21 protein-coding genes are annotated in these 22,496 nt (G+C 65.4%); 12 read left to right on the forward strand and 9 right to left on the reverse strand.

Annotated elements, in window-relative coordinates:
- Positions 1-31: 31 nt before the first annotated feature.
- The 5 genes from hutI to ATE64_RS12730 are packed head-to-tail and all read left to right on the forward strand — an operon-like array spanning position 32 to position 5,784.
- Positions 32-1,231, forward strand: a complete 1,200-nt coding sequence (gene hutI, locus ATE64_RS12710; protein WP_058457103.1) for an imidazolonepropionase — start codon at positions 32-34, stop codon at positions 1,229-1,231.
- A complete protein-coding gene (hutH, locus tag ATE64_RS12715) occupies positions 1,228-2,757 on the forward strand; it encodes a histidine ammonia-lyase (RefSeq protein ID WP_058457102.1) in 1,530 nt (509 codons plus the stop codon). Before hutI ends, hutH begins: the two co-directional genes overlap by 4 nt.
- Positions 2,757-3,560 (forward strand): N-formylglutamate deformylase, encoded by an 804-nt coding sequence (gene hutG, locus ATE64_RS12720; protein ID WP_058457101.1) that lies wholly within the window; start codon positions 2,757-2,759, stop codon positions 3,558-3,560. The genes hutH and hutG overlap by 1 nt, the downstream gene beginning before the upstream one ends.
- The gene (gene hutU / locus ATE64_RS12725; protein ID WP_058457100.1) at positions 3,557-5,221 is read left to right on the forward strand and encodes a urocanate hydratase; all 1,665 of its coding nucleotides are present in this window, start codon (positions 3,557-3,559) and stop codon (positions 5,219-5,221) included. The genes hutG and hutU overlap by 4 nt, the downstream gene beginning before the upstream one ends.
- The gene (locus ATE64_RS12730; protein ID WP_058457099.1) at positions 5,221-5,784 is read left to right on the forward strand and encodes a HutD family protein; all 564 of its coding nucleotides are present in this window, start codon (positions 5,221-5,223) and stop codon (positions 5,782-5,784) included. The genes hutU and ATE64_RS12730 overlap by 1 nt, the downstream gene beginning before the upstream one ends.
- Here ATE64_RS12730 and ATE64_RS12735 read toward each other — a convergent pair.
- Together ATE64_RS12735 and ATE64_RS12740 are read right to left on the reverse strand one after the other, a co-directional pair.
- Positions 5,769-7,403 carry a sulfatase-like hydrolase/transferase gene (locus ATE64_RS12735; protein WP_058457098.1) on the reverse strand — a complete coding sequence of 545 codons (1,635 nt, stop codon included), beginning with the start codon at positions 7,401-7,403 and terminating at the stop codon, positions 5,769-5,771. The two genes, ATE64_RS12730 and ATE64_RS12735, sit on opposite strands and share 16 nt — an antisense overlap.
- On the reverse strand, positions 7,400-8,059 hold the full coding sequence (locus ATE64_RS12740) for a hypothetical protein (protein ID WP_058457097.1): 660 nt from the start codon (positions 8,057-8,059) through the stop codon (positions 7,400-7,402). Before ATE64_RS12740 ends, ATE64_RS12735 begins: the two co-directional genes overlap by 4 nt.
- A gap of 122 nt (positions 8,060-8,181) precedes the next feature.
- On the opposite strand from ATE64_RS12740, the gene ATE64_RS12745 reads away from it, so the two are divergent.
- Positions 8,182-8,799 (forward strand): TetR/AcrR family transcriptional regulator, encoded by a 618-nt coding sequence (locus ATE64_RS12745; protein WP_058457096.1) that lies wholly within the window; start codon positions 8,182-8,184, stop codon positions 8,797-8,799.
- Between the two features lie 10 nt (positions 8,800-8,809).
- On the opposite strand, the gene ATE64_RS12750 is transcribed toward ATE64_RS12745, so the two are convergent.
- The 6 genes from ATE64_RS12750 to ATE64_RS12775 form a co-directional block, all read right to left on the reverse strand.
- The gene (locus ATE64_RS12750; protein WP_058457095.1) at positions 8,810-10,639 is read right to left on the reverse strand and encodes an arylsulfatase; all 1,830 of its coding nucleotides are present in this window, start codon (positions 10,637-10,639) and stop codon (positions 8,810-8,812) included.
- Positions 10,640-10,706: 67 nt separating this feature from the next.
- The gene (locus tag ATE64_RS12755; protein WP_058457094.1) at positions 10,707-11,498 is read right to left on the reverse strand and encodes an enoyl-CoA hydratase-related protein; all 792 of its coding nucleotides are present in this window, start codon (positions 11,496-11,498) and stop codon (positions 10,707-10,709) included.
- Positions 11,495-12,271, reverse strand: coding sequence for an SDR family NAD(P)-dependent oxidoreductase (locus ATE64_RS12760; protein WP_058457093.1), 777 nt, complete (start codon positions 12,269-12,271; stop codon positions 11,495-11,497). Before ATE64_RS12760 ends, ATE64_RS12755 begins: the two co-directional genes overlap by 4 nt.
- Before the next feature lie 247 nt (positions 12,272-12,518).
- Positions 12,519-13,538, reverse strand: coding sequence for a formylglycine-generating enzyme family protein (locus ATE64_RS12765; protein WP_058800157.1), 1,020 nt, complete (start codon positions 13,536-13,538; stop codon positions 12,519-12,521).
- A gap of 133 nt (positions 13,539-13,671) precedes the next feature.
- On the reverse strand, positions 13,672-14,574 hold the full coding sequence (locus tag ATE64_RS12770) for an oxygenase MpaB family protein (protein ID WP_058457091.1): 903 nt from the start codon (positions 14,572-14,574) through the stop codon (positions 13,672-13,674).
- Positions 14,575-15,212: 638 nt separating this feature from the next.
- Positions 15,213-16,457 carry an alpha/beta fold hydrolase gene (locus ATE64_RS12775; protein ID WP_331458619.1) on the reverse strand — a complete coding sequence of 415 codons (1,245 nt, stop codon included), beginning with the start codon at positions 16,455-16,457 and terminating at the stop codon, positions 15,213-15,215.
- 152 nt (positions 16,458-16,609) lie between these two features.
- On the opposite strand from ATE64_RS12775, the gene ybaK reads away from it, so the two are divergent.
- Positions 16,610-17,083 (forward strand): Cys-tRNA(Pro) deacylase, encoded by a 474-nt coding sequence (ybaK, locus tag ATE64_RS12780; protein WP_058457089.1) that lies wholly within the window; start codon positions 16,610-16,612, stop codon positions 17,081-17,083.
- Positions 17,084-17,135: 52 nt separating this feature from the next.
- Here ybaK and ATE64_RS12785 read toward each other — a convergent pair whose 3' ends face one another.
- Positions 17,136-18,083 carry an MBL fold metallo-hydrolase gene (locus tag ATE64_RS12785; protein ID WP_058457088.1) on the reverse strand — a complete coding sequence of 316 codons (948 nt, stop codon included), beginning with the start codon at positions 18,081-18,083 and terminating at the stop codon, positions 17,136-17,138.
- Positions 18,084-18,245: 162 nt separating this feature from the next.
- Between ATE64_RS12785 and ATE64_RS12790 the strand changes: the two genes are divergently transcribed.
- The 5 genes from ATE64_RS12790 to ATE64_RS12805 all read left to right on the forward strand — a co-directional run bounded on the left by ATE64_RS12790 (position 18,246) and on the right by ATE64_RS12805 (position 22,480).
- Complete coding sequence (locus tag ATE64_RS12790) at positions 18,246-20,123, forward strand: ATP-binding protein (RefSeq protein ID WP_167541767.1); 1,878 nt, start codon at positions 18,246-18,248, stop codon at positions 20,121-20,123.
- Positions 20,124-20,234: 111 nt separating this feature from the next.
- Positions 20,235-20,597 carry a response regulator gene (locus tag ATE64_RS12795; protein ID WP_058457086.1) on the forward strand — a complete coding sequence of 121 codons (363 nt, stop codon included), beginning with the start codon at positions 20,235-20,237 and terminating at the stop codon, positions 20,595-20,597.
- A complete protein-coding gene (locus ATE64_RS12800) occupies positions 20,591-21,280 on the forward strand; it encodes a response regulator (RefSeq protein ID WP_082657649.1) in 690 nt (229 codons plus the stop codon). Before ATE64_RS12795 ends, ATE64_RS12800 begins: the two co-directional genes overlap by 7 nt.
- 116 nt (positions 21,281-21,396) lie before the next feature.
- Positions 21,397-21,546: a hypothetical protein gene (locus tag ATE64_RS21705; RefSeq protein WP_156416512.1), complete on the forward strand. Its 150-nt coding sequence runs from the start codon at positions 21,397-21,399 to the stop codon at positions 21,544-21,546.
- Between the two features lie 112 nt (positions 21,547-21,658).
- Positions 21,659-22,480 (forward strand): alpha/beta hydrolase, encoded by an 822-nt coding sequence (locus ATE64_RS12805; RefSeq protein ID WP_156416513.1) that lies wholly within the window; start codon positions 21,659-21,661, stop codon positions 22,478-22,480.
- Positions 22,481-22,496: the final 16 nt, after the last annotated feature.

A 22,496-nucleotide genomic window follows, 5' to 3' on the forward strand; every position in this document is an offset into this window, starting at 1 on the left:
GAGTCGCCGTCAGCAAGCAGGAGAGGCTGGCATGAAGTGCGAAAGGCTCTGGACCAACGCCCGGCTCGCGACGATGCAAGGTGGCGTGCCCGGCCTCGGCGTCATCGAGCATGGTGCGGTCGGTATGGCGGCAGGGACGATCACCTATGCCGGGTCGATGGTCGATGCGCCGGCGGCGCGCGAGACGATCGATTGCGAAGGCCGTTGGATCACCCCCGGGCTGATCGATCCGCACACGCATCTGGTATTCGCCGGCGACCGCATCGGCGAGTTCGAGATGCGCCAGCGAGGCGCATCCTACGAAGAGATCGCCCGTGCGGGCGGCGGTATCGTGTCGACCGTCCACGCAACGCGCGCCGCGAGCGAGGCCGAACTTGTCGCAAGCGCCCTCCCCCGCCTCGATGCGCTGATCGCCGAGGGCGTCACGACGATCGAGATCAAGTCGGGATACGGCCTGTCGGTCGACGACGAGGCGAAGATGCTCCGCGCCGCGCGTATCCTCGGCGAGGTAAGACCGGTGACGGTGCGCACGACCTTCCTCGGCGCGCATGCGCTGCCGGGCGAATATGCGGGCGACGCGGACGGCTATATCGGACTCGTCACCGAAACGATGTTGCCGGAGATTGCGGCCGCAGGGCTCGCTGACGCGGTCGACGCCTTTTGCGAGAATATCGGCTTCACCCCGGCGCAGACCGAGCGGGTGTTTGCGGCCGCGAAGAAGCATGGCCTTCCGGTGAAACTCCATGCCGAGCAGTTGTCGAACCAGCATGGTGCCGCGCTGGCCGCGCGCCATCACGCGCTGTCGGCGGACCATCTCGAATATCTCGACGACGCGGGCATCGCCGCGATGGCCGAAGCCGGGACGGTCGCGACGCTGCTGCCCGGCGCTTTCTACTTCCTTCGCGAAACCAAGCAGCCGCCCGTCGCCGCGCTTCGCGCCGCGGGCGTACCGATCGCGCTGGCGACCGACTGCAACCCCGGCACCTCGCCACTGACCTCGATCCTGCTGACGATGAACATGGCGGCGGTGCAGTTCGGGCTGACCGTCGACGAATGCCTGCTCGGCGTGACGCGCCACGCGGCGCAAGCGCTGGGGATGCAGGAGATGGTTGGCACGCTAGAGGTCGGCAAGCATTGCGACCTCGCGATCTGGGACATCGAACGGCCCGCCGACCTTGTCGGCCGGATCGGCTTCAACCCGCTGCACCAACGAATCTGGATGGGACTATGAGCAAGGTCATAATCACCCCCGGCGCCATGACGCTGGTGGACTGGCGCGCAATCTACGAGGGTGCGAGCGTCGCGCTCGATGCGGCGGCCTGGCAGGCAATCGACGCCAGCGCCGCCGCGGTCGCGCGGATCGTCGCCAAGGGCGCCCCCGTCTATGGCATCAACACCGGCTTCGGAAAGCTCGCCAGCGTGCGGATCGCCGAAGACGATCTGGCGACGCTCCAGCGCAATATCGTGCTCAGCCACGCAGCGGGTACCGGCGCGCTGTCACCCGCGAAAATCGTCCGGCTGATGATGGCGCTGAAGCTCGCGAGCTTCGGTATGGGCGCCTCGGGCGTAAAGCGTGAGACGGTTGCAATGCTGGAGGCGATGCTCGCCAAGGGGCTGACGCCGGTCGTTCCCTCGCAGGGTTCGGTCGGGGCAAGCGGCGACCTCGCGCCGCTGTCGCATATGGCCGCGGCGATGATCGGCGTCGGCGAAATCGAGGTCGGCGGAAAGACGTTGCCTGCTGCCGATGCACTCGCGCGGGCGGGGCTCGCTCCGCTCGACCTCGGCCCCAAGGAAGGCCTCGCGCTGCTCAACGGCACGCAATTTTCGACCGCCAACGCCCTCGCCGGCCTGTTTCGCGCCGAGACGGTCTTCCGTTCGGCGCTCATCGCCGGCGCGCTCTCGACCGAGGCCGCAAAGGGCTCCGACGCGCCGTTCGATGCGCGAATCCATGCGCTGCGCGGCCATGCCGGGCAGCGCGAGGTCGGTGACGCGCTGCGCACCCTGATGGCGGGATCGGCGATCCGCGCCTCGCACGCGGAGGGCGATCCGCGCGTGCAGGACCCTTATTGTCTGCGCTGCCAGCCGCAGGTGATGGGTGCGGTGCTCGACCTGCTGCGGCAAGCGGGGACAACGCTCGGCATCGAGGCGAACGGCGTTTCCGACAATCCGCTGATCTTCGCCGACACCGACGAGGCGCTCTCGGGCGGCAATTTCCACGCCGAGCCCGTCGCCTTCGCCGCCGACATGATCGCGATGGCGCTGTGCGAGATCGGCTCTATCTCCGAGCGCCGCATCGCAATGCTCGTCGACCCCGCGCTGTCGGGCCTCCCTGCCTTCCTGACCCCGCGCCCCGGCCTCAACTCGGGCTTCATGATCCCGCAAGTCACCGCCGCCGCACTCGTCAGCGAGAACAAGCAGCGGGCCTATCCCGCCAGCGTCGATTCGATCCCGACCTCGGCGAACCAAGAAGACCATGTGTCGATGGCCGCACACGGCGCGCGGCGCCTGCTCGACATGGCCGATAATGCCAGCGCGGTGATCGGCATCGAACTGCTCGCGGCTTGCCAGGGCATCGACTTCCACGCACCGCTTCAATCGAGCGATGCACTTGAAGCCGCACATAAGCATTTGCGCGCCGTCGTTCCGACGCTGGAGGACGACCGGCATTTCCACCCCGACATGGAAGCCGCGACCGCGTTGATCCGCACCGGCAGCCTCGTCGCCGCGGTGCCCGCCGGCCTGCCGGGCGTCGGCTGATGGACTGGCTGCGCGTCCAGCGCGGCGACGCGCCGCTCGTCATCGCCTTCCCGCACGGCGGCACCGACCTTGCCGGTCTCGACGAGCAATTCGTCTCGCCCTGGCACGCGCAGATCGACACCGACTGGTGGATCGCCGACCTCTACGCCTTCGCCGCCGATCTCGGCGCCACGCTGGTCGCCACCGATATTTCGCGCAGCGTGATCGACATGAACCGCGATCCGTCGGGTGCCTCGCTCTATCCGGGGCAGGCGACGACCGAGCTATGTCCGACGACAACCTTCGACGGCGAACCGCTCTATCGCTTCGACGCGCCAGATGAGGCCGAGATCATGCAGCGGCTGAACTCTTACCACCGACCCTATCATGATAGGCTGGCCGCCGAACTCGACCGCCTGCGGGTCGTGCACGGCAAGGTCGTCCTCTACGATGCCCATTCGATCCGCAGCCATGTCCCGCGCCTGTTCGACGGCGAACTGCCGCAGTTCAACATCGGGACGAACCGCGGCGCGACCTGCGCGCCCGAGCTCGAAACGATCGTCGCGAACATCTGCGCCGCGAGCGGCCACAGCCATGTCGTGAACGGCCGCTTCAAGGGCGGCTGGACGACGCGCCACTATGGCCGTCCCGACGACGGCATCCACGCGATCCAGATGGAACTCGCGCAGCGCGGCTATATGGCCGAGCCCGACGCGATCACCCACGCCAATTGGCCTTCCCCCCTCGACCCCAATCCCGCGATCCGGCCCGTGCTGGAGCAGGTGATCGCCGCGACCCTCGACTTTGCGAAAGGACATTCATGACCCGCCTCGACAACAGCCGCGTGATCCGCCCCGCGACCGGCCCCGAAATCAGCGCGAAAAGCTGGCTCACCGAAGCGCCGATGCGGATGCTGATGAACAACCTCCACCCCGACGTCGCCGAGGCGCCGCACGAACTCGTCGTCTATGGCGGCATCGGCCGCGCCGCGCGCGACTGGGAAAGCTATGACAAGATCGTCGAGACGCTGAAGCGGCTCGAGGGCGATGAAACCCTGCTGATCCAGTCGGGCAAGCCGGTCGGGGTGTTTCGTACCCACGAGAATGCGCCCCGCGTGCTGCTCGCCAATTCGAACCTCGTTCCCGAATGGGCGAATTGGGAGCATTTCCACGAGCTCGATAAAAAGGGCCTGATGATGTACGGCCAGATGACCGCAGGCAGCTGGATCTATATCGGCAGCCAGGGCATCGTGCAGGGCACCTACGAAACCTTCGTCGAAATGGGCCGCCAGCATTATGGCGGCAGCCTTGCGGGCCGCTGGCTGCTCACCGCAGGTCTCGGCGGCATGGGCGGCGCGCAGCCGCTCGCCGCGGTGATGGCGGGCGCTTCGTGTCTCGCGATCGAATGTCAGCCGAGCCGCATCGAAATGCGCCTGCGCACCGGCTACCTCGACAAGCAGGCGGGCAGCATCGACGAAGCCATCGCGATTATCGAGACATCTCACGCAGAGGGTAAGCCCATCTCGGTCGGCCTGCTCGGCAACGCCGCCGAAATTCTGCCCGAGATGGTCCGCCGCGGCATCCGCCCCGATTTGCTCACCGACCAGACCTCGGCGCACGATCCGGTCAACGGCTACCTTCCCGCCGGCTGGACCCTCGACGAGTGGTTTTCAAAACGCGAGAGCGATCCGGCCGCGGTCGCCAAGGCCGCGAAGGCTTCGATGGCGGTGCATGTGCAGGCGATGCTCGACCTGCAAGCGGCCGGGGTTCCAACAACCGACTATGGCAACAACATCCGCCAGATGGCGAAGGACGAGGGCGTCGAGAATGCGTTCGACTTCCCCGGCTTCGTCCCCGCCTATGTCCGCCCGCTCTTTTGTCGTGGCATCGGCCCCTTCCGCTGGGCGGCGCTGTCGGGCGATCCGGAAGATATCTACAAGACCGACGCCAGGGTGAAGGAACTGCTGCCCGACAACGCCCACCTCCACAACTGGCTCGACATGGCGCGCGAGAAGATCAAGTTCCAGGGCCTGCCCGCGCGCATCTGCTGGGTCGGGCTCGGCGACCGTCACCGGCTCGGCCTAGCGTTCAACGAGATGGTCGCGTCGGGCGAACTGAGCGCACCGGTGGTGATCGGCCGCGACCATCTGGATTCAGGATCGGTCGCGAGCCCCAACCGCGAGACCGAGGCGATGCGCGACGGATCCGACGCGGTGAGCGACTGGCCTCTTCTCAACGCGCTGCTCAACACGGCCAGCGGCGCGACCTGGGTGTCGCTCCACCATGGCGGCGGCGTCGGCATGGGCTATTCGCAGCACTCGGGCATGGTGATCGTGGCCGACGGCACCCCCGAAGCGGCCAAGCGGCTCGAACGCGTGCTGTGGAACGATCCCGGCACCGGGGTCATGCGCCACGCCGACGCTGGCTATGACATCGCGCTCGATTGCGCGCGCGAGAAGGGTCTGGATCTCCCCGGCATCCTCTGATGACGGGCGTCCGGCTCCTGCGCGCGAACGACCGCATCGCGCGGCCGTGGAAGAATGGCGGCGGGGTCACGCGCGACATCGCGGTCTTTCCGGATGGCGCGGGCGACGCCGATTTCCTGTGGCGCGCGAGCATCGCGACGATAGAGAAAGCGGGACCCTTCTCGGTCTTTCCGGGCGTCGATCGCGCCTTCCTGCTGCTTCGCGGTGACTTGCGGATCGAGGTCGGGGACCGGGGTGAGCAACGGCTCCGCCCCGGCTCACCGGCCTTGTTGTTCGGCGGCGAAGACAGCGTCGGCGCCGAGCCGCTTGGCGGCTCATGCTCCGCGCTCAACATCATGACGCGGCGCGGGAGGGCTTCGGCAATCCTCGAACGATGGTCATGCGCGAGGGCGGCGGACAGGCTGCTGCTGTTGGCGACCGGCACCGCCCGGGTCACCGTCGGCGCCGATACGATCCACCTGGCAAAGGACGACGCGCTCCTGATCGACCGGCCGGCGGGCAATCCGCCATCGGCAGACGCGCCGCTGGTCGCGGCCTTCATCCGCGATCAGTTCGTCCAGTAGATATAGTCCTGGCCGTCCTTCCACGGCGCGTTGAGCGGCACGTCGATGCGCACCGGCCCCTCGATGAGCCCCGGCCAGATCGGCTTCGCCATCCCCCTGTTCTGCGCCTCCAGCATCGCGCGAAGCCGCGCGACGCGCGCGGGATCGCTGGCTGCAAGGTCCTGCCGCTCGGTCGGATCGGCGGCGAGATTATAGAGCCGCACCTTTTCGGGCCGCTTGGTCACCTGCAACTTCCAGTCCCCCATCCGCACCGCGCGATAATCGCCCGAGCGCCAGAACAGCGCCGCCCGCTTCGCCGGACCGCCAAGGATATTCTCGCTGTCGACCACGCGGTCGGTCGGCACCTTCGCGCCCGCCGCCGCGGCGATGGTCGAAAAGATGTCGATGTGCCCCGTCATGTCGGCGCGCGTCGATCCCGGCGCGATCTTCGCAGGCCAGCGCATGAAGAACGGGGTGCGGATGCCACCCTCGAAGAAGGTCGCCTTCCACCCGCGATATGGTGCGTTGAGGTTCGGGATGCCGTTGTACCAGGCGCCGCCATTGTCGCTGGTGAAGATGACGAGCGTATTGTCGTCGATCCCCGCCGCCTTCAGCTTCGTCATCACGTCGCCGATCCGCCGGTCGAGCTGTGCGATCATCGCGCCATAGACGCGCGTCTTGTGATCCTTGATCTGCGGCAGCTTCGCATAATCCTCTTTCGTCGCCTGCAGCGGCGTGTGCGGCGCGTTGAACGCCAGATACATGAAGAAGGGCCGGTTCTTGTTCGCTTCGATTGCGGCGATCGCTTCTTCGGCGAAATAGTCGGTCATGTGCCCCTTCGGGTGAAAGCGCTTGCTGCCGTTGAAGGTCACCGCGTGGCGGAGGTTCGCCCAGATAAAGCGGTCGATGGGATCCCACGGCAGCTTTGCGTTGACGGTGTCGGGGTCGTCGTCGGGCAGGAATTTCGCCGCACCGCCCAGCACAGCCAGACTCTCGTCGAAGCCTTGGCGCTGCGGCTGCAGCCTCGGCGCCTCGCCAAGGTGCCATTTGCCGATATGGATCGTATGATAGCCCGCCGCCTTGACCGCCTCGGCGATCGTCACTTCGCTGGCGGGGACGCCCATGTCGGGATAGTCGGGAATGTCGGGGGTAATCAGCTCCTTGTGGAACACCGCCTTCAGCGGTCCGACGCCGTCGCCATGGGCGAGGTTCTCCGAGAATTGCACGGGGACGGCGGTATATTCGAAGCCGAAGCGCGTCGCATAGCGCCCCGTCATCATCGCCGCGCGCGACGGCGAACAGGTTGCGTTCGCGGCATAGGCGGTGGTGAAGTTCATGCCCTGCCGCGCGATCGCGTCGATGTTCGGCGTCTTGACGATGCCGCCGGCGACCCCGCCGCCGTTGAGGCTGATGTCGTTCCAGCCCATGTCGTCGACGACAATCAGGACGATGTTGGGTGGCCGCGTGCCCGCGGGCGCGGCCTTCGGTCCCTGCTGCCAGACGACCGGACGATTGTCCTGCACCGGATCGCGCCAGTCCTGCAAAAGGCCGGGGAGACGGTATTTATTCTCCTGAAATGTCCAATAGCCGCCCGCGCCGACCAGCGCGACCAGCCCGAGCGCCAGCCATCTTTTCTTCATGCCGTCCCTCCCCAACCGAACGTCAGAACCGCGATGTGCAGCAGCGCGGCCGCAAGCATCAGCGCCAGAAACATCGTCACGCGCGGGCTGGCGTAGAAAGCAACCTGCCGCTGGGTCGGGAAGGAGAATGTGCTCTCGATCCCCAGCGATTTATTCGGATGCACCGCGCGAAACGCGGGATCGCTGGCCATGCGCACGAGATCGCGGCGGCTGCGGTATCGCATCGTGCCGACCAGCGACCAGCCCGGGTCTTCGCCGGCGTTCCACGCGTCGATATAGCCGCCGACCTTGCGCCCGACGAACAGCGGGTGTCCGCCGCGCGCGATGAGGCCGCGCACGAAGGGGTCCGAATAGCGCCGCAGCCACTCGCTACCCTCGCGCGTCTCGCCGCTGGCGGGATCGGTGACCGGGCCGGGGCGGGTGCGCACAAGATTGAGCATCACGAACTCGCGTCCGTCGTCCGCCTCGAGGAAGGCACGCAATCGCGCGCTGTCGTTGCCGGTTTCGTCCATGCGCGGGCCGAGCGCGGCGAGGAACGCGTCGATCTCATCGCGCCGCAACGGACGGCGCAGGCCATCATAGAAGGCCAGAAAAGCAAGCCAAAGCAGCAAGGCGCCGCCCCAAATCGCCGCGAAGAGCAGCCCCTGTCCGTCCATCTCCCACCCGCTGGTCTTGTTCAGAATATTATGGCACTATATGTGTCACTATATTGATGGACGTGCAAGATGGTTAAACACGGCCATTGACCCGCTGTTCAAGCTGGTCCAGCGGAGGAGGCATGGGGGACAGGACCAAAATCGAACGGATCGTCGGCGCGGCCGAACCGCGCGTCGATGGCCGGCGCGAGCGCGGCCGGTCTAACCACAAGCGGATCGTCGCCGCGATGATGGCGCTCATCGAAAGCGGCGACCTGACCCCCAGCGCGGCGCGCGTCGCCGAAGAGGCGGGCGTCGGCCTGCGCACCGTTTTCCGTCACTTCGACGATATGGACGCGCTCTATCGCGAGATTTCGAAGATCGTCGGCGAGCGCATCTGGCCGATCATCAGCGAACCCCATCGCGGCGATGACTGGCGCGCCAAGCTGCGCGATCTGACGCGGCGGCGCGCGCGGGTGTTCGAGTTGATGCTGCCCTTCCGCCTCGCCGCAAACATCAAACGCTACCAATCGCCCTATCTGATGGCGCAATATGGGCAGGTGGTGGCGCTGGAGCGCGAGTTCGTGCTGCGCCTGCTGCCCGCCGAGGTGAGTGGCGATCGCTATTTCGTCGAGGCTTTGTGCTCGGCGCTGTCGTTCCAGAGCTGGCGCGCGATCCGGCAGGACCAGGCACTCTCGGTCGAGGATGCGAGCGCAGTGGTCGAGCGGACGGTCGAAGCGCTGGTCGCGAGCCTGGCCTAGGGTCAGGACCCTAGACACGCCGCCGCCGGCGCCGCCACCACAACAATGCAGCGAGCAGCACAATGATCCCGCCCGCCCATGTCGCAAAGCGAATGAGGCGCGGCTTGCCCTGCCGTTCGAACGCATAGCGGTTGATCTGCTCGTCGGCGGTATAGCCCGCGGGCATCTCCAGCACGCCGTTCGCCTTGGCATAGTTGGCATAGTCGGCGCGCATCGCGGCGAAGCGGTTAGGCATCGCCGCCGACAGGTCGTTCGTCTCGCCGGGATCGGCCTTGAGATTGAACAATCGCCACATTCCGTCCCCGGTCGGCGCGAGGTTGCGCACCAGCTTGTAGTCGCCGCGAAACAGTGCGGCATTGCCCGACAATTCGTAGCCAAGCGGCGTGTCGCCATGGACGCTGCCCTCGGTGCCCGCCAGCATCGGCGCGAGGCTGCGTCCGACGATGCTCTCGACCGGCCGGCCTTGCCATCGCCCCTGTTGCCCCGTGACCCCCGCGAGGTCGAGCAAGGTCGGCAATATGTCGGTGACGTGGGCGAAGCCGTCGTTGATCGTCCCGGCGCGGATTTGCGCGTGCCCCGGCCAGGCGATGATCAGCGGAACGCGCAGCCCGCCCTCTGACGCGGTGAACTTGTAACCCGACAGCGGCGAGGCCGACGCGCTTGCCCATCCGGGCCCGATCGCGCTGAAACTGCCGCGCCGGCCGATATTCGCGGTCGAGGTGTCATATTTGCTGTTGAGGAACAGCCGGTTGATCGTCCGGTTGAACGGATCGGTCGGTTCGGGGCCATTGTCGGACAGGAATACGAAAATCGTATTCTCATAATCGCCGGTGGCCTTGAGATGCGCGACGAGACGGCCGATCTCGCGGTCCATCGCGGTCGCCATCCCGCCATAAGCCTGCATCACGCGGATCGCCGCCGCGCGTTCCTCGGCGTCCTGCGTCGCCCAGTCGGGCGTGGTCGCCATCGTCACCATCGGCGCACCCTGTGGCATGATGCCGAGCGCCGCGGCGCGCTTCGCCCGCGCCTCGCGCAGTGCGGTCCAGCCCTCCTTGTACATCGCGGCATAGCGCGCGATGTCGCTGTCGGGCGCCTGCACCGGAATATGATTGGCGAGGAAATTGACCGAGGCGAGGAAGGGTTTGCCGCTTGCCCGGTCGGCCTCGATATAATCGATCATCTTCTGGACGACGAAGCGCGACGAATAATAATCCCTGGGCAAAGTCGCGGGCTTGCCATTTTCGGTCCACGCCGCGGTCGCGTACATACCCTCGATCGGCCGCTGTTCGAAATTGTCGGCGCCGGCATCGGCGAGGCTGTAGGCGCGGTCATAGCCGCGCGCGTGCGGCAACCGCTTCGCGTCGCTGCCGAGATGCCATTTTCCGGTCAGGTAGGTACGATATCCTGCGGCTTTCAGAAGCTGCGCGACCGTGACGACGCGGAAATTCATCACCGTGTCGTAGCCGGGCTTGCCGCGATGCGCGTCTGGGATCGTCTCGGGCATGTTGCCGAGGCCGTTCCTGTGATTCATCACCCCCGTCTGCAACATCGCGCGCGTCGGCGAGCAGGATCCGGCGACGTGAAAGTTCGAGAAGCGCATCCCTGCCATCGCGAGCGCGTCGATGTTCGGGGTCGCGATTTCGGCCCCGAACGAACCGACGTCGCTGAACCCCCAGTCGTCGGCAAGCAGGATCACGATATTGGGATGGCGCGGCGGCGCCGGAGTGGCATGGACCACCATCGGCGCCGCCGCGAGCAGGGCAGCTGAAACGACACTGGCAGCGTATCCGGACCTGCCTTTGCGACCCGGCACCCCTCTGGCCCGGACAGGCACCGCCATTGCTTCTCTCCCCGCCTTTATATTGGCACTTGATATGTCAATATATCGGGGAGTCAATGGGCGCGATCTAGCGTTCGCGATATTCGGGCGCGCGCTTTTCGAGGAAGGCAGCCAGCGCCTCGCGATGGTCCTCGGTTACCGAAAGGATCACCTGTTGCCGATCCTCGATCGCCATCGCGGTGTCGAGGCTTTGCGCATCGATATTGAGGTTCAGCGCCTGCTTCGACAGCCGCAGTCCGTACGGGCTTGTCGCCAACATCTCGTCGGCGAGCGCCAGTCCGCGATCCAGCAGTTCGTCCTGCCCGACGATCTCGCTGACGAGTCCCGCGCGCAGGGCCCGCTCGGCATCGATAAAGCGTCCGGTCAGGATCATCTCCGACGCGAGGCTCGCCCCGACAAGGCGCGGCAGGAAATAGCTCGACGCCATGTCGCAACCGCCAAGCCCGATGCGGATATAGGCGGCGTTGCAGCGGAAATCGGGCGTCGCATAGCGGACGTCGGACGCGAGCAACAGCGACAGGCCGCCGCCTGCCGCGGCGCCGTGGCCGAGCGCGATGATCGGCTGCGGACAGGCGCGCATCTTGCGATAGATATTGCCGATGTTCGTCTGGGTGCGGAGCGTGCGCAGCACCGGCGTTTCGTCGCTCGACCGATCCTCCTGGATGTCGAGCCCGGCACAAAAGCCGCGCCCCGCACCGCGCAGGATGACGACGCGCACATCCTTACGGTCGGCGAGCCCGCCGAAGTAGGCGTTGAGTTCGTCGACCAGTCCCTCGTTCAGCGCGTTGAGCCGTTCGGGCCGGTTCAGCGTCGCGATCTCGACCGCCCCCCGCGCCTCGATCAGCAGTTCGCCGTTCACAGCGTCTGTCCGTCATCGACGGTGATCACGGTTCCGGTGATCCCGAGTGCCGCGTCCGAGCAGAGCATCAGCAGCGGCGCATGCAGGTCGCTCGGAGGCCGCATCCGTTGCCGCGGGAAGCTCTTGACCATCTGCGCCCCGACCTCGCTCTCGAAGAGCGCGGCGGTCATTTCGGATTCGAAATAGCCGGGCTGGATCACATTGACGCTGATCCCGCGCCGCGCCCATTCGCGCGCCAGTGCCTTGCCCAGATGCCGCACCGCCGCCTTGGTCGCGCCATAGACCGAGGTCGCGGGAAACACCTTCTCCGCGGTGATCGATCCGATGATGACGATACGTCCGTTCTGCTTGTCGCGGCTGCCTGCGGCGTCGAGCCGCTTTGCGCCCTCGGTGACCGTCAGGAAGACGCCGCGGACGTTCGCCGCCAACAGCCCGTCAACCTCCTCGACGCTCAGCCCGAACGCCATTTTTTCGGTTGCGACGCCCGCATTGGCAATGATCGTGTCGACCGTGCCGAACGCGGCTTCGGCGGCGTCGTAAGCCGCTTTCGTCGACGCTTCGTCGGTAACGTCGAGGCTGACGGCAATCGCTTCCCCGCCGGCCGCCTCGATCTCGGCCACCTGTGCGGCGAGCCGGTCGGCGCGGCGCGCCGCGAGGACCACCTTGGCCCCAGCCGCGGCGAGCACCTTGGCAAAGCCGGCGCCGAGGCCCGACGAGGCGCCGGTTACGAGCGCAACGCGCCCCGTAAGATCGAAACTGATTTGCGGCGTCATTCCTCATCCCTTCTTTCGCATTCGCTGCAGCTAGGCAGCAAAGTGCGGGTACCGTCAACCGGCTCGCGGGCCATCAAGCCCAGTTGACAAAGAAATTTTGTTCACCTATTGTTCTTCTCGTGCACGAACAACCTGTTCCCCCGTCGCGGCCGCCAAGCGCGGCGGACGGGGGATAAAGGCGCGGTATTTCGGATCGCCCTTCCTTTCGCCAACATCGTGAGTGACGCGCGGACCGGGCTGCCCGGCATCAGCCGGCCGGTGCCTTGTCATAGACCAGGCGGAAGCCGACATTGCTGGTGCCCATCCCGGGATCGCGCCCCTGCCGCGAGGCGGGGCGATAGCGCTGGCAATAATTTGGGGCGCATAGATAGCTGCCGCCCTTTACCGTGCGCGATGGCATCCCCGGATTGAGCGGGTCATAGGCGCTGCCCTCGTCGGGTCCCTTCGGGTCGTCGCTGTCCTTCGGGTCGTGACCCGGACGGAAGAAGTCGGCCGTCACTTCCCAGACATTGCCGACCATGTCGTACAGGCCGTTGGCGTTCGGCTTGTAGCAGCCGACGGGCGCAACGCCCTTGAAGCCGTCGCTTTCGGCATTGTAGTTCGGGAAGGCACCCTGCCAGCTGTTCGCCTCGTCGGGCTGGACATTCTTCGACCGCTTCCCCGCGCTCGCGGCATATTCCCATTCGGCTTCGGTCGGGATGCGTCCCCCCGCCCATTTCGCATAGGCGATCATGTCATCCCACGCGAGATGGACGACCGGCTCGTTCGGCACCTGATCGGGACCCTGCGGCCCATAGGGCTTTTGCCAGCTCGCGCCGGGGACATATTTCCACCAGTCGGTGTAGCGGTTCGAGGGAAAGTCGGGGGGCGTGAAGACCGCCGATCCCGGCTTCAGCATGTCGGGCGGAATCCGGTCGGCGGGCGCCTTGAACTGTTTGGGATCGACGGGCTTCTCGGCCACCGTGACATAGCCGGTCGCTTTCACGAACGCCGCGAACTGGCGGTTCGTCACCTCGTGCGGGTCGATCCAGAAGCCGCGGACCGTCGTCCTCCGCACCGGCCCTTCCTCGTCATACACATCATCCTCGCCCATATCGAAGGTGCCGCCCGGCAGCTTCACGGGCGCGTCCGCGATTCGGGGGCACTGGCGCGGCGCGCCGACCGCCGCGGCCTTTTCGCCCGGCGCACCATCGTCGCAGGCGGCGAGCGCAAGGAGCAAAAGCGCTGTGCCCAGCGTACCGATGGGCAGGGAAGATCGTCGGAGCATGGAAATCGCCATCGGTAAACCTTGATCGAGTTGCCGCAGCAAGCGAAGCTGAACGCCCCGCGCGCACCGGTCAATGGGCGGATGCCGCCAAAACCGACCCCAGCGCGCGACGACGGGCCGGTAACGTCCAGGGTCAGGACCCTGGCTCCACTTTCTGATTCGCCAGCATCCGGATTTTCTCGCCGTTAGATCGAAAGAGAAAATCATGGGGCAGGCCAAGCCGTACACTCGCCTGGCACGCGGGCGAATTGCGGTCGATGCGCCGGTCGGCAAGGCGACCCGCGGCCCGGAGCATCAGGCGGTCGATCGGCGTCAGATCATAGCGAGGACCAAGATCGAGCTGCTGCCGGACCGACTCGGGCAGCAGCGACACCGACGCGCGGGCTATCGCGCGGTGCAGGAAGCGCGGCACGCCCGGTGCAGCGCGGCCGGACTCGATGATGTCGAGAAATTCGAAGATGATCGGGTGCGGTTCGAAGCGCGGTGCAAGCTGCGCCATCATCGCCATGAACGCATCGATCGTCTGCGGCAGGCGCCGGGCGCCGAATTCGCGGCCGATCGCGTCGCCGTCGCGCATGAAGCGATCCTTGTCCGCGGCGCTCAGCCGATGGACGAAACGATCATAGGCCGTCAGGAAGCCGTAGGAGGCGGTGGCTGCGACCCAATCGAGCAGGATTGGATCGAGCGCGCGATATTCTTCGCCGGCCGGGGTCGCGCCCTTCACCGCGCCGTGCATGCGATTGACCTTGCCGATGACCTCTTTCGCCATGCTCGCCGGACCGTAGCAGGCAAGCATCGCGACGAGTCCGGTGCGGCGCGAGCGACCGATCGGATCGGCCTTGTATGTCGAATGATCCCAAACGCCCGTCCGGATGCGCGGCTCGGCAAATTCCAGCAGCACCGCCGCTATACCACCGATGCCGAGCGCGACCGGATTCTTGTATACGCGCCACTGGACGCTGTCGGGCGCAAGCAGGGCCGGCTCCCCGGCGGGAGATGCGAAGTCGATTATCGTGCCCAGATACTTGTCCTGCATAGCCGCACGCGCCCTTCCCGCGATGGCTCAGAAGTCGAAGCCCAGCCTCAGCCCATAGCTGCGCGACGGGTTCGGGGAACGTACCACGACATGGCATTGCTCGCGACCACCGACCAAGAATAGCTGTTGAACAGATTCTTCGCCCACAGCGACGCCGACCATCCGCTCTCGCCCTTCGACCCCAGGCTGGTATTGACGGGCTGAAAGAGGATGTCCTGAGCGGAGCCACGATTCCATCTCGAGATAACCAACTGTTTTCGTTGATTTACTGAGAGGCCGCGAGGACTGAAGCGCGCTTCTGAAAACACCGGCTGTCTGGGGCGGCAGATGTTTTCGGCCAACTTAAACCGTTGTTAAAAAATCATATTGTGTCGATACTTAGTGAATATACCGTGCTTTAGCCCTAATTTTTGTGAGCTTCAGCGAGGCATTTTGCGACCGCGTGTCCCAAATCGACAAGGCGTTCACCTCTCACGGCAGGAGGAATTCCGACAAAGCGAAGCCTATCGCTCGACCATAAATTTCCACTGCGGAGCGCCAGAAGGACCGACCAGTTTGGAACAAACCGAGCGGGAAAATACTCTCCACGCGGCGCCGGTGAGGGTCTGCCGACATCCCTGATGAACGTCGGTGCGTCGTCAGTATCGCCCCGTGGCCAGGCATGTGACGACTTCCGATCCGCGGACCAGCGTCAGATCTACGGGGCACCGCTCCGCGATCGCCAGGATCCTTTCGCGCTCCTCCTCCGACAAACTTCCTTCGAGCTCGATCGTTCGCGTGAACACGTCTTGCGGGGTTTGGCCGCTGCGCTTGTCATGCGTTACGATCGTCCTCGCTTTGGCAAGCCCGAAGCCCTTGCGATCGGCATAGAGACGCATTGTCATCGTCGTACAGGCTGCCAGCCCTGCCGATACCAGTTCATAGGGCGCCAACCCGGAATCTAGTCCACCTTCGGAAATCGGTTCGTCGGCGAAGAAGTTGTGCGACCCGCTCCGCACCGCCAGCTGAAATTTGCCACCAACAGTTTCTTCAGCGACAACACCGCCGCCGTCGGGCGCTTCCAGGTCGGCCTCCAGGATTGGCAAATATCGAGGCGCCCACGCGGCAATCATGGCCGCAGCGAATTCCGCATCGCCGGGACCGGTGAGAAGATGATCTGCCTCGCCCAGCGAGACGAAGCTCTTGGGGTGCTTCGCGGCGCCGAACAGCGCCGAAGCATTGTCTATCCCGACGAGTTCGTCGCGAGGGGCATGGAGAATCAGGAGCGGCCGGTGCAGCGTCGCGACGCGCGGCAGCAAATCCTGCTGACGCGCGTCCGCCACAAAGCTGCGATCGAGGGAGAAGTGCCGGCCGGCCAAGAGGACGTCGGCGCGTCCCTCGACATCGATCTGCTGAAGGCTCGCCGGGTCAAGGAGGTGAAGCACATGGCGGACCTCTGCGGGCGCCGCAATCGTTGCGATCGCCCTGATCCCGGGCATCGCGCCGGCGGCGGCAAGTGCTGCCGCCCCTCCGAAGCTGTGACCGATGAGGAGGGCGGGCGGCATGCCTGCCGCTTCCATAGCCTCGCCCGCCGCGATCAAGTCGTCGGCATTATCAGCGAAGCGTGTCTCGCCGAACGCGCCTTCGCTCGAGCCGAGGCCGGCAAAGTCGAACCGCAACGCACCGATACCCTGCCGCGCAAGCGCACGCGCGATCCGCACCGCCGCGAGGCTGTCCTTGCCGCAGGTAAAGCAGTGGGCGAAAATCGCCCATCCGCGCGGCGTCGCCGCAGGACGATCGACAAGCCCCGACAGGCGGTTGCCGCGCGCGCCGTGAAAATCAAAGGGTTGCGCCATTGGTCGGGCTCCTTCCCGCCGCGCCGCGCGCGGCCGATGCGCGATCATTGTTCATCGCGGATGACCGAGGCGCTATTCATACCTAGGTACGAATTTGCCCGCACCGTGACTTGGACTAACCGCGCTGCCCGGTTCGGGCGCCGATGCGCCAACCGACAGAAACCGCAATCACGCGGTGGGCACATTGATGGAGAGAAGGCATGGCACGGACCACGCCAGCAACGAGGGCACTCGAAAAGGCAGGAATCGCCTTTGAGACCCGCACTTACGACTATGATCCGGGCGCGGATCGCATCGGCGTCCAGGCTGCCGAAGCGCTTGGAGAGGAGCCCCGGCGGGTACTGAAGACGTTGATGGCGAAAGTCGATGGCAAGCCGGTCTGCGTAATCGTCCCGTCAGATCGCGAGGTGTCGATGAAAAAGCTCGCCGCCGCGCTCGGCGGCAAATCGGCTGCGATGATGGCGCCGGCAGATGCGGAGCGCCTGACCGGCTATCATGTCGGCGGCATCAGCCCTTTCGGACAGCGCAAGCAGGTGTCGACTGCGATCGAAGAGAGCGCGCTTGCCGAGCCTTATGTCTATGTGAATGGGGGCCAGCGCGGACTTCAGCTTCGGCTCGAACCCATGGCGGCAATATCGGCGATCAATGCGATCGCCGCACCACTCGTCGCCTGAAAAAAGAAGGCGGCGACCGGGTTCCGGTCGCCGCCCAGGGGGGAGAGAGGGTTCAGACGCCGCGGTAGACGAGTTGGGTGAAGAGCGCCGGATTGATCACCCCGCCGCCCCATTTCGCGTCGAATTCGGCCGACGGCTTGGCAGCGATCGTCTCGTCGAGCGACTTGCCCTGTGCCTTCAACGCCGCGACGCGGTTGCGGATCGTGACCAGCATGTCCCGGAAGGCTACGAGATCGGCGCGCGATCCGACCGGGCCGTGGCCAGGCACGACGATCGTTTCCGCCCCGGACTTCTCGATGTTCCAGTTAGCCGCACGGATCATGCCGTCGATGCCGCCGCCCGCGACATAGTCGATGAACGGATAGACGCCGTTCCACCAGGTATCGCCGGTCGCGAGAACATTCGCCTTGCGGAAATAGACCGAAAGGTCGCCGTCGGTATGCGAGGGCATATAATGGCGGATCTCGACGGTCTCGCCATTGAAGGTCATGACCTTCTCTTCATCGACGAGCATCGCCGGACGGTAACCCGCAGGCACCGGATCGAAGGTGTGCCCCCATTCCACGACGCGGATCGACTTATCGAGGTGAGCGGCGGTGTTGCGATGCGCGATGATCGTCGCGCCATCTTCATGCGCCCAGCCGTTGCCGTCGGTGTGGTCCCAGTGCCAATGCGTATTGATGACGAAGTTGAGGCCGCCGGGACGCAGGCCCGTCAGCACCTCTTCGATCTTTGCGCGCGACACCGCGATGCCGTCGTCGACGAGCAGCAGCCCCTGCGGGCCCGCGAGCGCGACGATCGAACCGCCGGCGCCGTCGAGCACGGTCACATTGCCGCGCAGCGCGGTGGGCGTGACCGGCGAAGCCGCGGTCGCCGTATTGATGATGTCATAGGGCGTTTTGGCAGCCTCGTCGGCATGCGCCGGTGCGCCGACGGCAAGAGCCAATGCAAGGAGGGCGCTCGAGGCCAGACCCGGGCGGCGAAACAGAATATTGCTCATGATATGACTCCGATGCTGTTGCGAGGAGCCGATCATCGGTCAGTTGAGAGGGCGAGTAACTAATATGAAGGTTTAGACCCGCCGATTGCGCTTGCCCGGTCATCCGGTCCGGTGCGATGGCGGCAGACAGCAGCACATATGCTGTCCGTCCGGAGGGGGCCGATGGGGACAAGGCTTACAGGGTCAACCGCGTTCGCGCTGCTCGCATTGGCGCTCGGTATCGGCATCTTCGCGGTCGACATGTTCAGCCCGCTCGGCGGGGCAATCGCCGTATTATATACGGTCTGCATCATCCTGCTGACGCGGGGCGGCAGACCGGTCATGGTCGCGCTGGGCGGCATAGTCGCCGCGATCGCGGCAATGATTGCCTTCCTTGCCGGTCATTGGGGCGAGCCGGTCGGCGCCGCGCATGTCCGGCTCGGCGTCAGCCTCGCCGCGATCGGTGTCACCACCATCCTTTCCTACGGCATTCTCAGCACGAGGAAGCTTTGCAGCGAACAGGCCAATATCCTCGCGTTGACGCACGACAGCGTGATCGTCCTCGATCGTCATGACCGCGTGGCGGGCTGGAACGAAGGCGCGGCGCGGATTTATGGCTGGTCCGCGGAGGAGGCGGTCGGCAGGGCCTATGACGACCTCATCACGCTCGATGCCCCGCGCGAGGCCGCGAAACAACGGCTCGAGCAGAGCGGCGACCTTACCGAAGAGATGGCGGGCGTGGGGAAGGACGGCGCGCCTTTTGTGGTATCGACGCGCATGGTGCGCCGTCGCAATCTCGCCGGCGCGCCCGACGGGCTGATCGAGGCAAGCATCGATTTGTCGGAGCAGCGCCGGGCCGATGCGGCTCGTCGCGCCTCCGAAAATCGCTACCAGGCCATTTTCGATGCCGCCGGGTTCGCCGCGTGGGAGACCGACTGGACCGGGGTGCGGCAGCTCCTCGCGACGATCGCTCCCGATGGCGAAAATCTGGAAGCCTATCTCATCGCCAATCCGGACCTGCTCCGGAAGGTGGCGGCAACGCCGCATATCCATGAGGCTAACCAGGCGGCCGCGACGCTCTTCGGCGTTGCCGATCGGAGCGAATTGATCGGGAAGAATGTCATCGCACGCTATCCCGAGACGAACGGCCTCGCGCTTGCGACGCTTTTCGCGCGGCTGGCAAGCGGCGAGGATTTGGTCGAGGTCGAGACGCGGATAACTAATCTCAAGGGCAAGCCGATCGACGTAGTCCTGCGCGTGAGACTCGTCCCCGAGGGCGAACCCTGGTCGCGCGTCCTCATCATGGCCATAGACATGACCGAGCGAAATGAGGACCGCGCCCGGCTCGAACGCAACATGATCGAACTCGCCCATGCGTCGCGCGTGTCGATTCTCGGTCAGCTTGCGGCCTCCATCGCCCATGAGGTCAATCAGCCGCTGTCGGCGATCATGACCTATGCGAAATCGGCACGCCGCTGGCTCAAGCGCGACACGCCCGACCTTGACGAAGTGGCGAACTGCATCGAGCGGATCGACGCGAACAGCGAGCGCGCGGGCACGATCATCGCGAGGGTCCGGAACCTCGCGCGCAAGGGCAGCGCCCAGATCGAAGCGATCTCGCTCGCCGAGCTCGTTGACGAAGCGCTGGCGCTGGTCGATCGCGAAGCGTGCGCGGCACGCATCACGATCCGCACCGAAATCGAGCCCTCGGACATCAGCATCGCGGCCGACCGTATCCAGATCCAGCAGATTCTGGTGAACCTCGTCATGAACGCAATCCATGCAAGCGCGGGGGCCGAACCGGGGGGCGATATATCGATTACGGCCACGATCGATACGGAGGGCATGGCGCACATCGCTGTCGTGGATCGCGGCAGCGGTATCGTCGGGATCGAACCGCATGCCCTGTTCGACGCCTTTTACACGACGAAACCCGACGGAATGGGCATGGGGCTGTCGATTTCGCGATCGATCGTCGAGGCGCATGGCGGGCGCATTTCCGCCGCCAACAATCCCGGTGGCGGGGCAACGATCAGCTTCACCATCCCGGTCGCGGTTTAGGCGGGTCGGAGCCGCCGCCGCCATGCTATACCGGGCCCACATCATCCTTAGGTATGATGGCGGCGGGGCCACTCAGCTGCTGTTGCGGAGGCTCCTGTCAGGAGAAGTGACGTGCCGAGTAAATTGGTGGGCGTCGTCGACGACGATGAAGATGTCCGCACCAGCATCGAAAGCCTGCTGCGATCGGCGGGCTATCGCCCGTTCTGCTTTCGCAGCGCGGAAAGCTTCCTCGCCTCGTCCCACCGCGACATCATCGATTGCCTTCTCACCGACTTCAACATGCCCGGGCTGAACGGCCTCGAACTCCACCGGAAGATTGCGCGCGACCGACCGTCACTGCCGGTGATCCTCATGACGGCCTTTCCGACCGATGTCGTCCGCCGGGACGCCAAGGAACAGGGCTTGGCCGGCTTCTTCGTGAAGCCGATCGACGGCGACCTTCTCATCGACAAGCTGGAGGATGTGTTATGCTGATCAGGCAAAACCGCGGCGGCGCCGAGACGGCGCCCGAAAACGCGCCGCCGCTGCCGCCGCTCGTGTGCGTGCTCGACGACGATCCCGATATCCGCGGCAGCATCGAGAGCCTGCTGCGCGCTGAGGGGTTCTCGGTCCAGACCTACGCCTCGACCTCGGAATTCGTCATGTGCGACAGCGTCGATCGTGCGGCGTGCCTATTGCTCGACATCAATCTCGGCGATGCCAACGGCCTCGACTTCCAGGAAGAGCTCGCCGGCAACGAGATCCCCGTGCCGGTCATCCTGATGAGCGGCTATGGCGACATCCCGATGACCGTGCGCGGCATGCGGGCGGGAGCGCTCGATTTCCTCGCCAAGCCGCTTTCCGACGATGTGCTTCTGGCAGCAGTTTCGGATGCGATCCGCAAGGATGAAGTGCGGCGCGCCGCGAGCGCGGCGCTCGACGGCACCCGCCAGCGCTATAACGCGCTCACCAACCGCGAGCGTGAAATCATGGGACTGGTGACCGCCGGCCTGATGAACAAGCAGATCGCCGCGCGTCTCGGGCTCAGCGAGATCACCGTGAAGATCCACCGTGGAAACATGACCCGCAAGATGCAGGCCGACTCGCTCGCCGACCTCGTCCGGATGGCCGAGGAACTGGGCGCGCGCGAGGCATCGGCGAGCCGCTTCAACCGCTGATCCTGCGCACGGCGCGAGGGCCGTCCAGTCATACCAAGATGTGAATCATCATGGCCCGCGGCGATCCTATCTTCGCTCTGCAAGCGGCACAGCCGTGCCCGCCGTGGAGGCAGATCATGTCGAAATCCGATACCGCAAGCCAGCGCCCCGACCTCGAAGCCGCGCGGACACCCGACCCGCGTGCCGCGACCGAGGAGCGCATCGATCATGCGCTCGAAGACAGTTTTCCGGCGAGCGACCCGCCCGCGGCGAACGTCTTCGACTGAGCCCGCCGGGCCATAATTAAAACCTAAGAATGATGGGAAGCGTGCCCGCGCGACCCGAAAATGCTCCCGCCAATCCCGCGAAATCTCTCGCGCATGAGCAAGGAGTAGGATCATGAGCTTCATCAAGACCCCCGACGGCGTTTCGATCTACTACAAGGATCTCGGTGCCGGCCAGCCCGTCCTTTTCTGCCATGGCTGGCCGCTCTCGGCCGATGCCTGGGACAGCCAGATGCAGTTCCTCGGCGAACGGGGTTATCGCGTCATCGCGCATGATCGCCGCAGCCATGGCCGCTCCGACCAGGTCTGGGACGGCAACGACATGGACCATTATGCCGACGACCTCGCGGCCCTGATCGAGGCACTCGACCTTCGGGACATCATTCTCGTCGGCCATTCGACGGGCGGCGGCGAAGTTGCCCATTATATCGGCCGTCACGGCACCAGCCGCGTCGCCAAGGCGGTTCTGATCAGCGCCGTGCCGCCGGTCATGCTGCAAAGCGAGACCAACCCCAACGGGACGCCGCTCGCGGCCTTCGACGACATCCGCGCCGCGCTGCTCGACAACCGCAGCCAGTTCTACAAGGATCTGACGACGCCTTTCTTCGGCTACAACCGTGCCGGAGCGGCGATTTCGGAAGGCACCCGCGACCATTTCTGGCTGCAGGGCATGATGGGCGGCCTCAAGGGCCAATATGACTGCGTCCATGAATTTTCCGAGGTCGACTATAGCGAAGACCTGAAGCGGATGACGATCCCGACGCTGGTTCTCCACGGTTCGGACGACCAGATCGTCCCGATCGATGCCTCGGCGCGCCTCTCCGTGGGCCTCCTCCCGCAGGGGCAGCTCAAGATTTACGAAGGCGGCCCGCACGGCATGCCGATCACGATGAAGGAGCAGGTCAACGCCGACCTCCTCGCCTTCATCCAGAGCTGACCCGAACCCGAAGGGC

It is taken from the genome of Sphingopyxis sp. H073 (assembly GCF_001468395.1).
Classification (GTDB): domain Bacteria; phylum Pseudomonadota; class Alphaproteobacteria; order Sphingomonadales; family Sphingomonadaceae; genus Sphingopyxis.

Excerpts from the sequence above, each read along its gene's own strand:
- hutI (WP_058457103.1), top strand. The coding sequence starts at position 32 with ATGAAGTGCGAAAGGCTCTGGACCAACGCCCGGCTCGCGACGATGCAA.
- hutH (WP_058457102.1), top strand. The coding sequence starts at position 1,228 with ATGAGCAAGGTCATAATCACCCCCGGCGCCATGACGCTGGTGGACTGG.
- hutG (WP_058457101.1), top strand. The coding sequence starts at position 2,757 with ATGGACTGGCTGCGCGTCCAGCGCGGCGACGCGCCGCTCGTCATCGCC.
- hutU (WP_058457100.1), top strand. The coding sequence starts at position 3,557 with ATGACCCGCCTCGACAACAGCCGCGTGATCCGCCCCGCGACCGGCCCC.
- ATE64_RS12730 (WP_058457099.1), top strand. The coding sequence starts at position 5,221 with ATGACGGGCGTCCGGCTCCTGCGCGCGAACGACCGCATCGCGCGGCCG.
- ATE64_RS12735 (WP_058457098.1), bottom strand. The coding sequence starts at position 7,403 with ATGAAGAAAAGATGGCTGGCGCTCGGGCTGGTCGCGCTGGTCGGCGCG.
- ATE64_RS12740 (WP_058457097.1), bottom strand. The coding sequence starts at position 8,059 with ATGGACGGACAGGGGCTGCTCTTCGCGGCGATTTGGGGCGGCGCCTTG.
- ATE64_RS12745 (WP_058457096.1), top strand. The coding sequence starts at position 8,182 with ATGGGGGACAGGACCAAAATCGAACGGATCGTCGGCGCGGCCGAACCG.
- ATE64_RS12750 (WP_058457095.1), bottom strand. The coding sequence starts at position 10,639 with ATGGCGGTGCCTGTCCGGGCCAGAGGGGTGCCGGGTCGCAAAGGCAGG.
- ATE64_RS12760 (WP_058457093.1), bottom strand. The coding sequence starts at position 12,271 with ATGACGCCGCAAATCAGTTTCGATCTTACGGGGCGCGTTGCGCTCGTA.
- ATE64_RS12765 (WP_058800157.1), bottom strand. The coding sequence starts at position 13,538 with ATGCTCCGACGATCTTCCCTGCCCATCGGTACGCTGGGCACAGCGCTT.
- ATE64_RS12770 (WP_058457091.1), bottom strand. The coding sequence starts at position 14,574 with ATGCAGGACAAGTATCTGGGCACGATAATCGACTTCGCATCTCCCGCC.
- ATE64_RS12775 (WP_331458619.1), bottom strand. The coding sequence starts at position 16,457 with ATGATCGCGCATCGGCCGCGCGCGGCGCGGCGGGAAGGAGCCCGACCA.
- ybaK (WP_058457089.1), top strand. The coding sequence starts at position 16,610 with ATGGCACGGACCACGCCAGCAACGAGGGCACTCGAAAAGGCAGGAATC.
- ATE64_RS12785 (WP_058457088.1), bottom strand. The coding sequence starts at position 18,083 with ATGAGCAATATTCTGTTTCGCCGCCCGGGTCTGGCCTCGAGCGCCCTC.
- ATE64_RS12790 (WP_167541767.1), top strand. The coding sequence starts at position 18,246 with ATGGGGACAAGGCTTACAGGGTCAACCGCGTTCGCGCTGCTCGCATTG.
- ATE64_RS12800 (WP_082657649.1), top strand. The coding sequence starts at position 20,591 with ATGCTGATCAGGCAAAACCGCGGCGGCGCCGAGACGGCGCCCGAAAAC.
- ATE64_RS21705 (WP_156416512.1), top strand. The coding sequence starts at position 21,397 with ATGTCGAAATCCGATACCGCAAGCCAGCGCCCCGACCTCGAAGCCGCG.
- ATE64_RS12805 (WP_156416513.1), top strand. The coding sequence starts at position 21,659 with ATGAGCTTCATCAAGACCCCCGACGGCGTTTCGATCTACTACAAGGAT.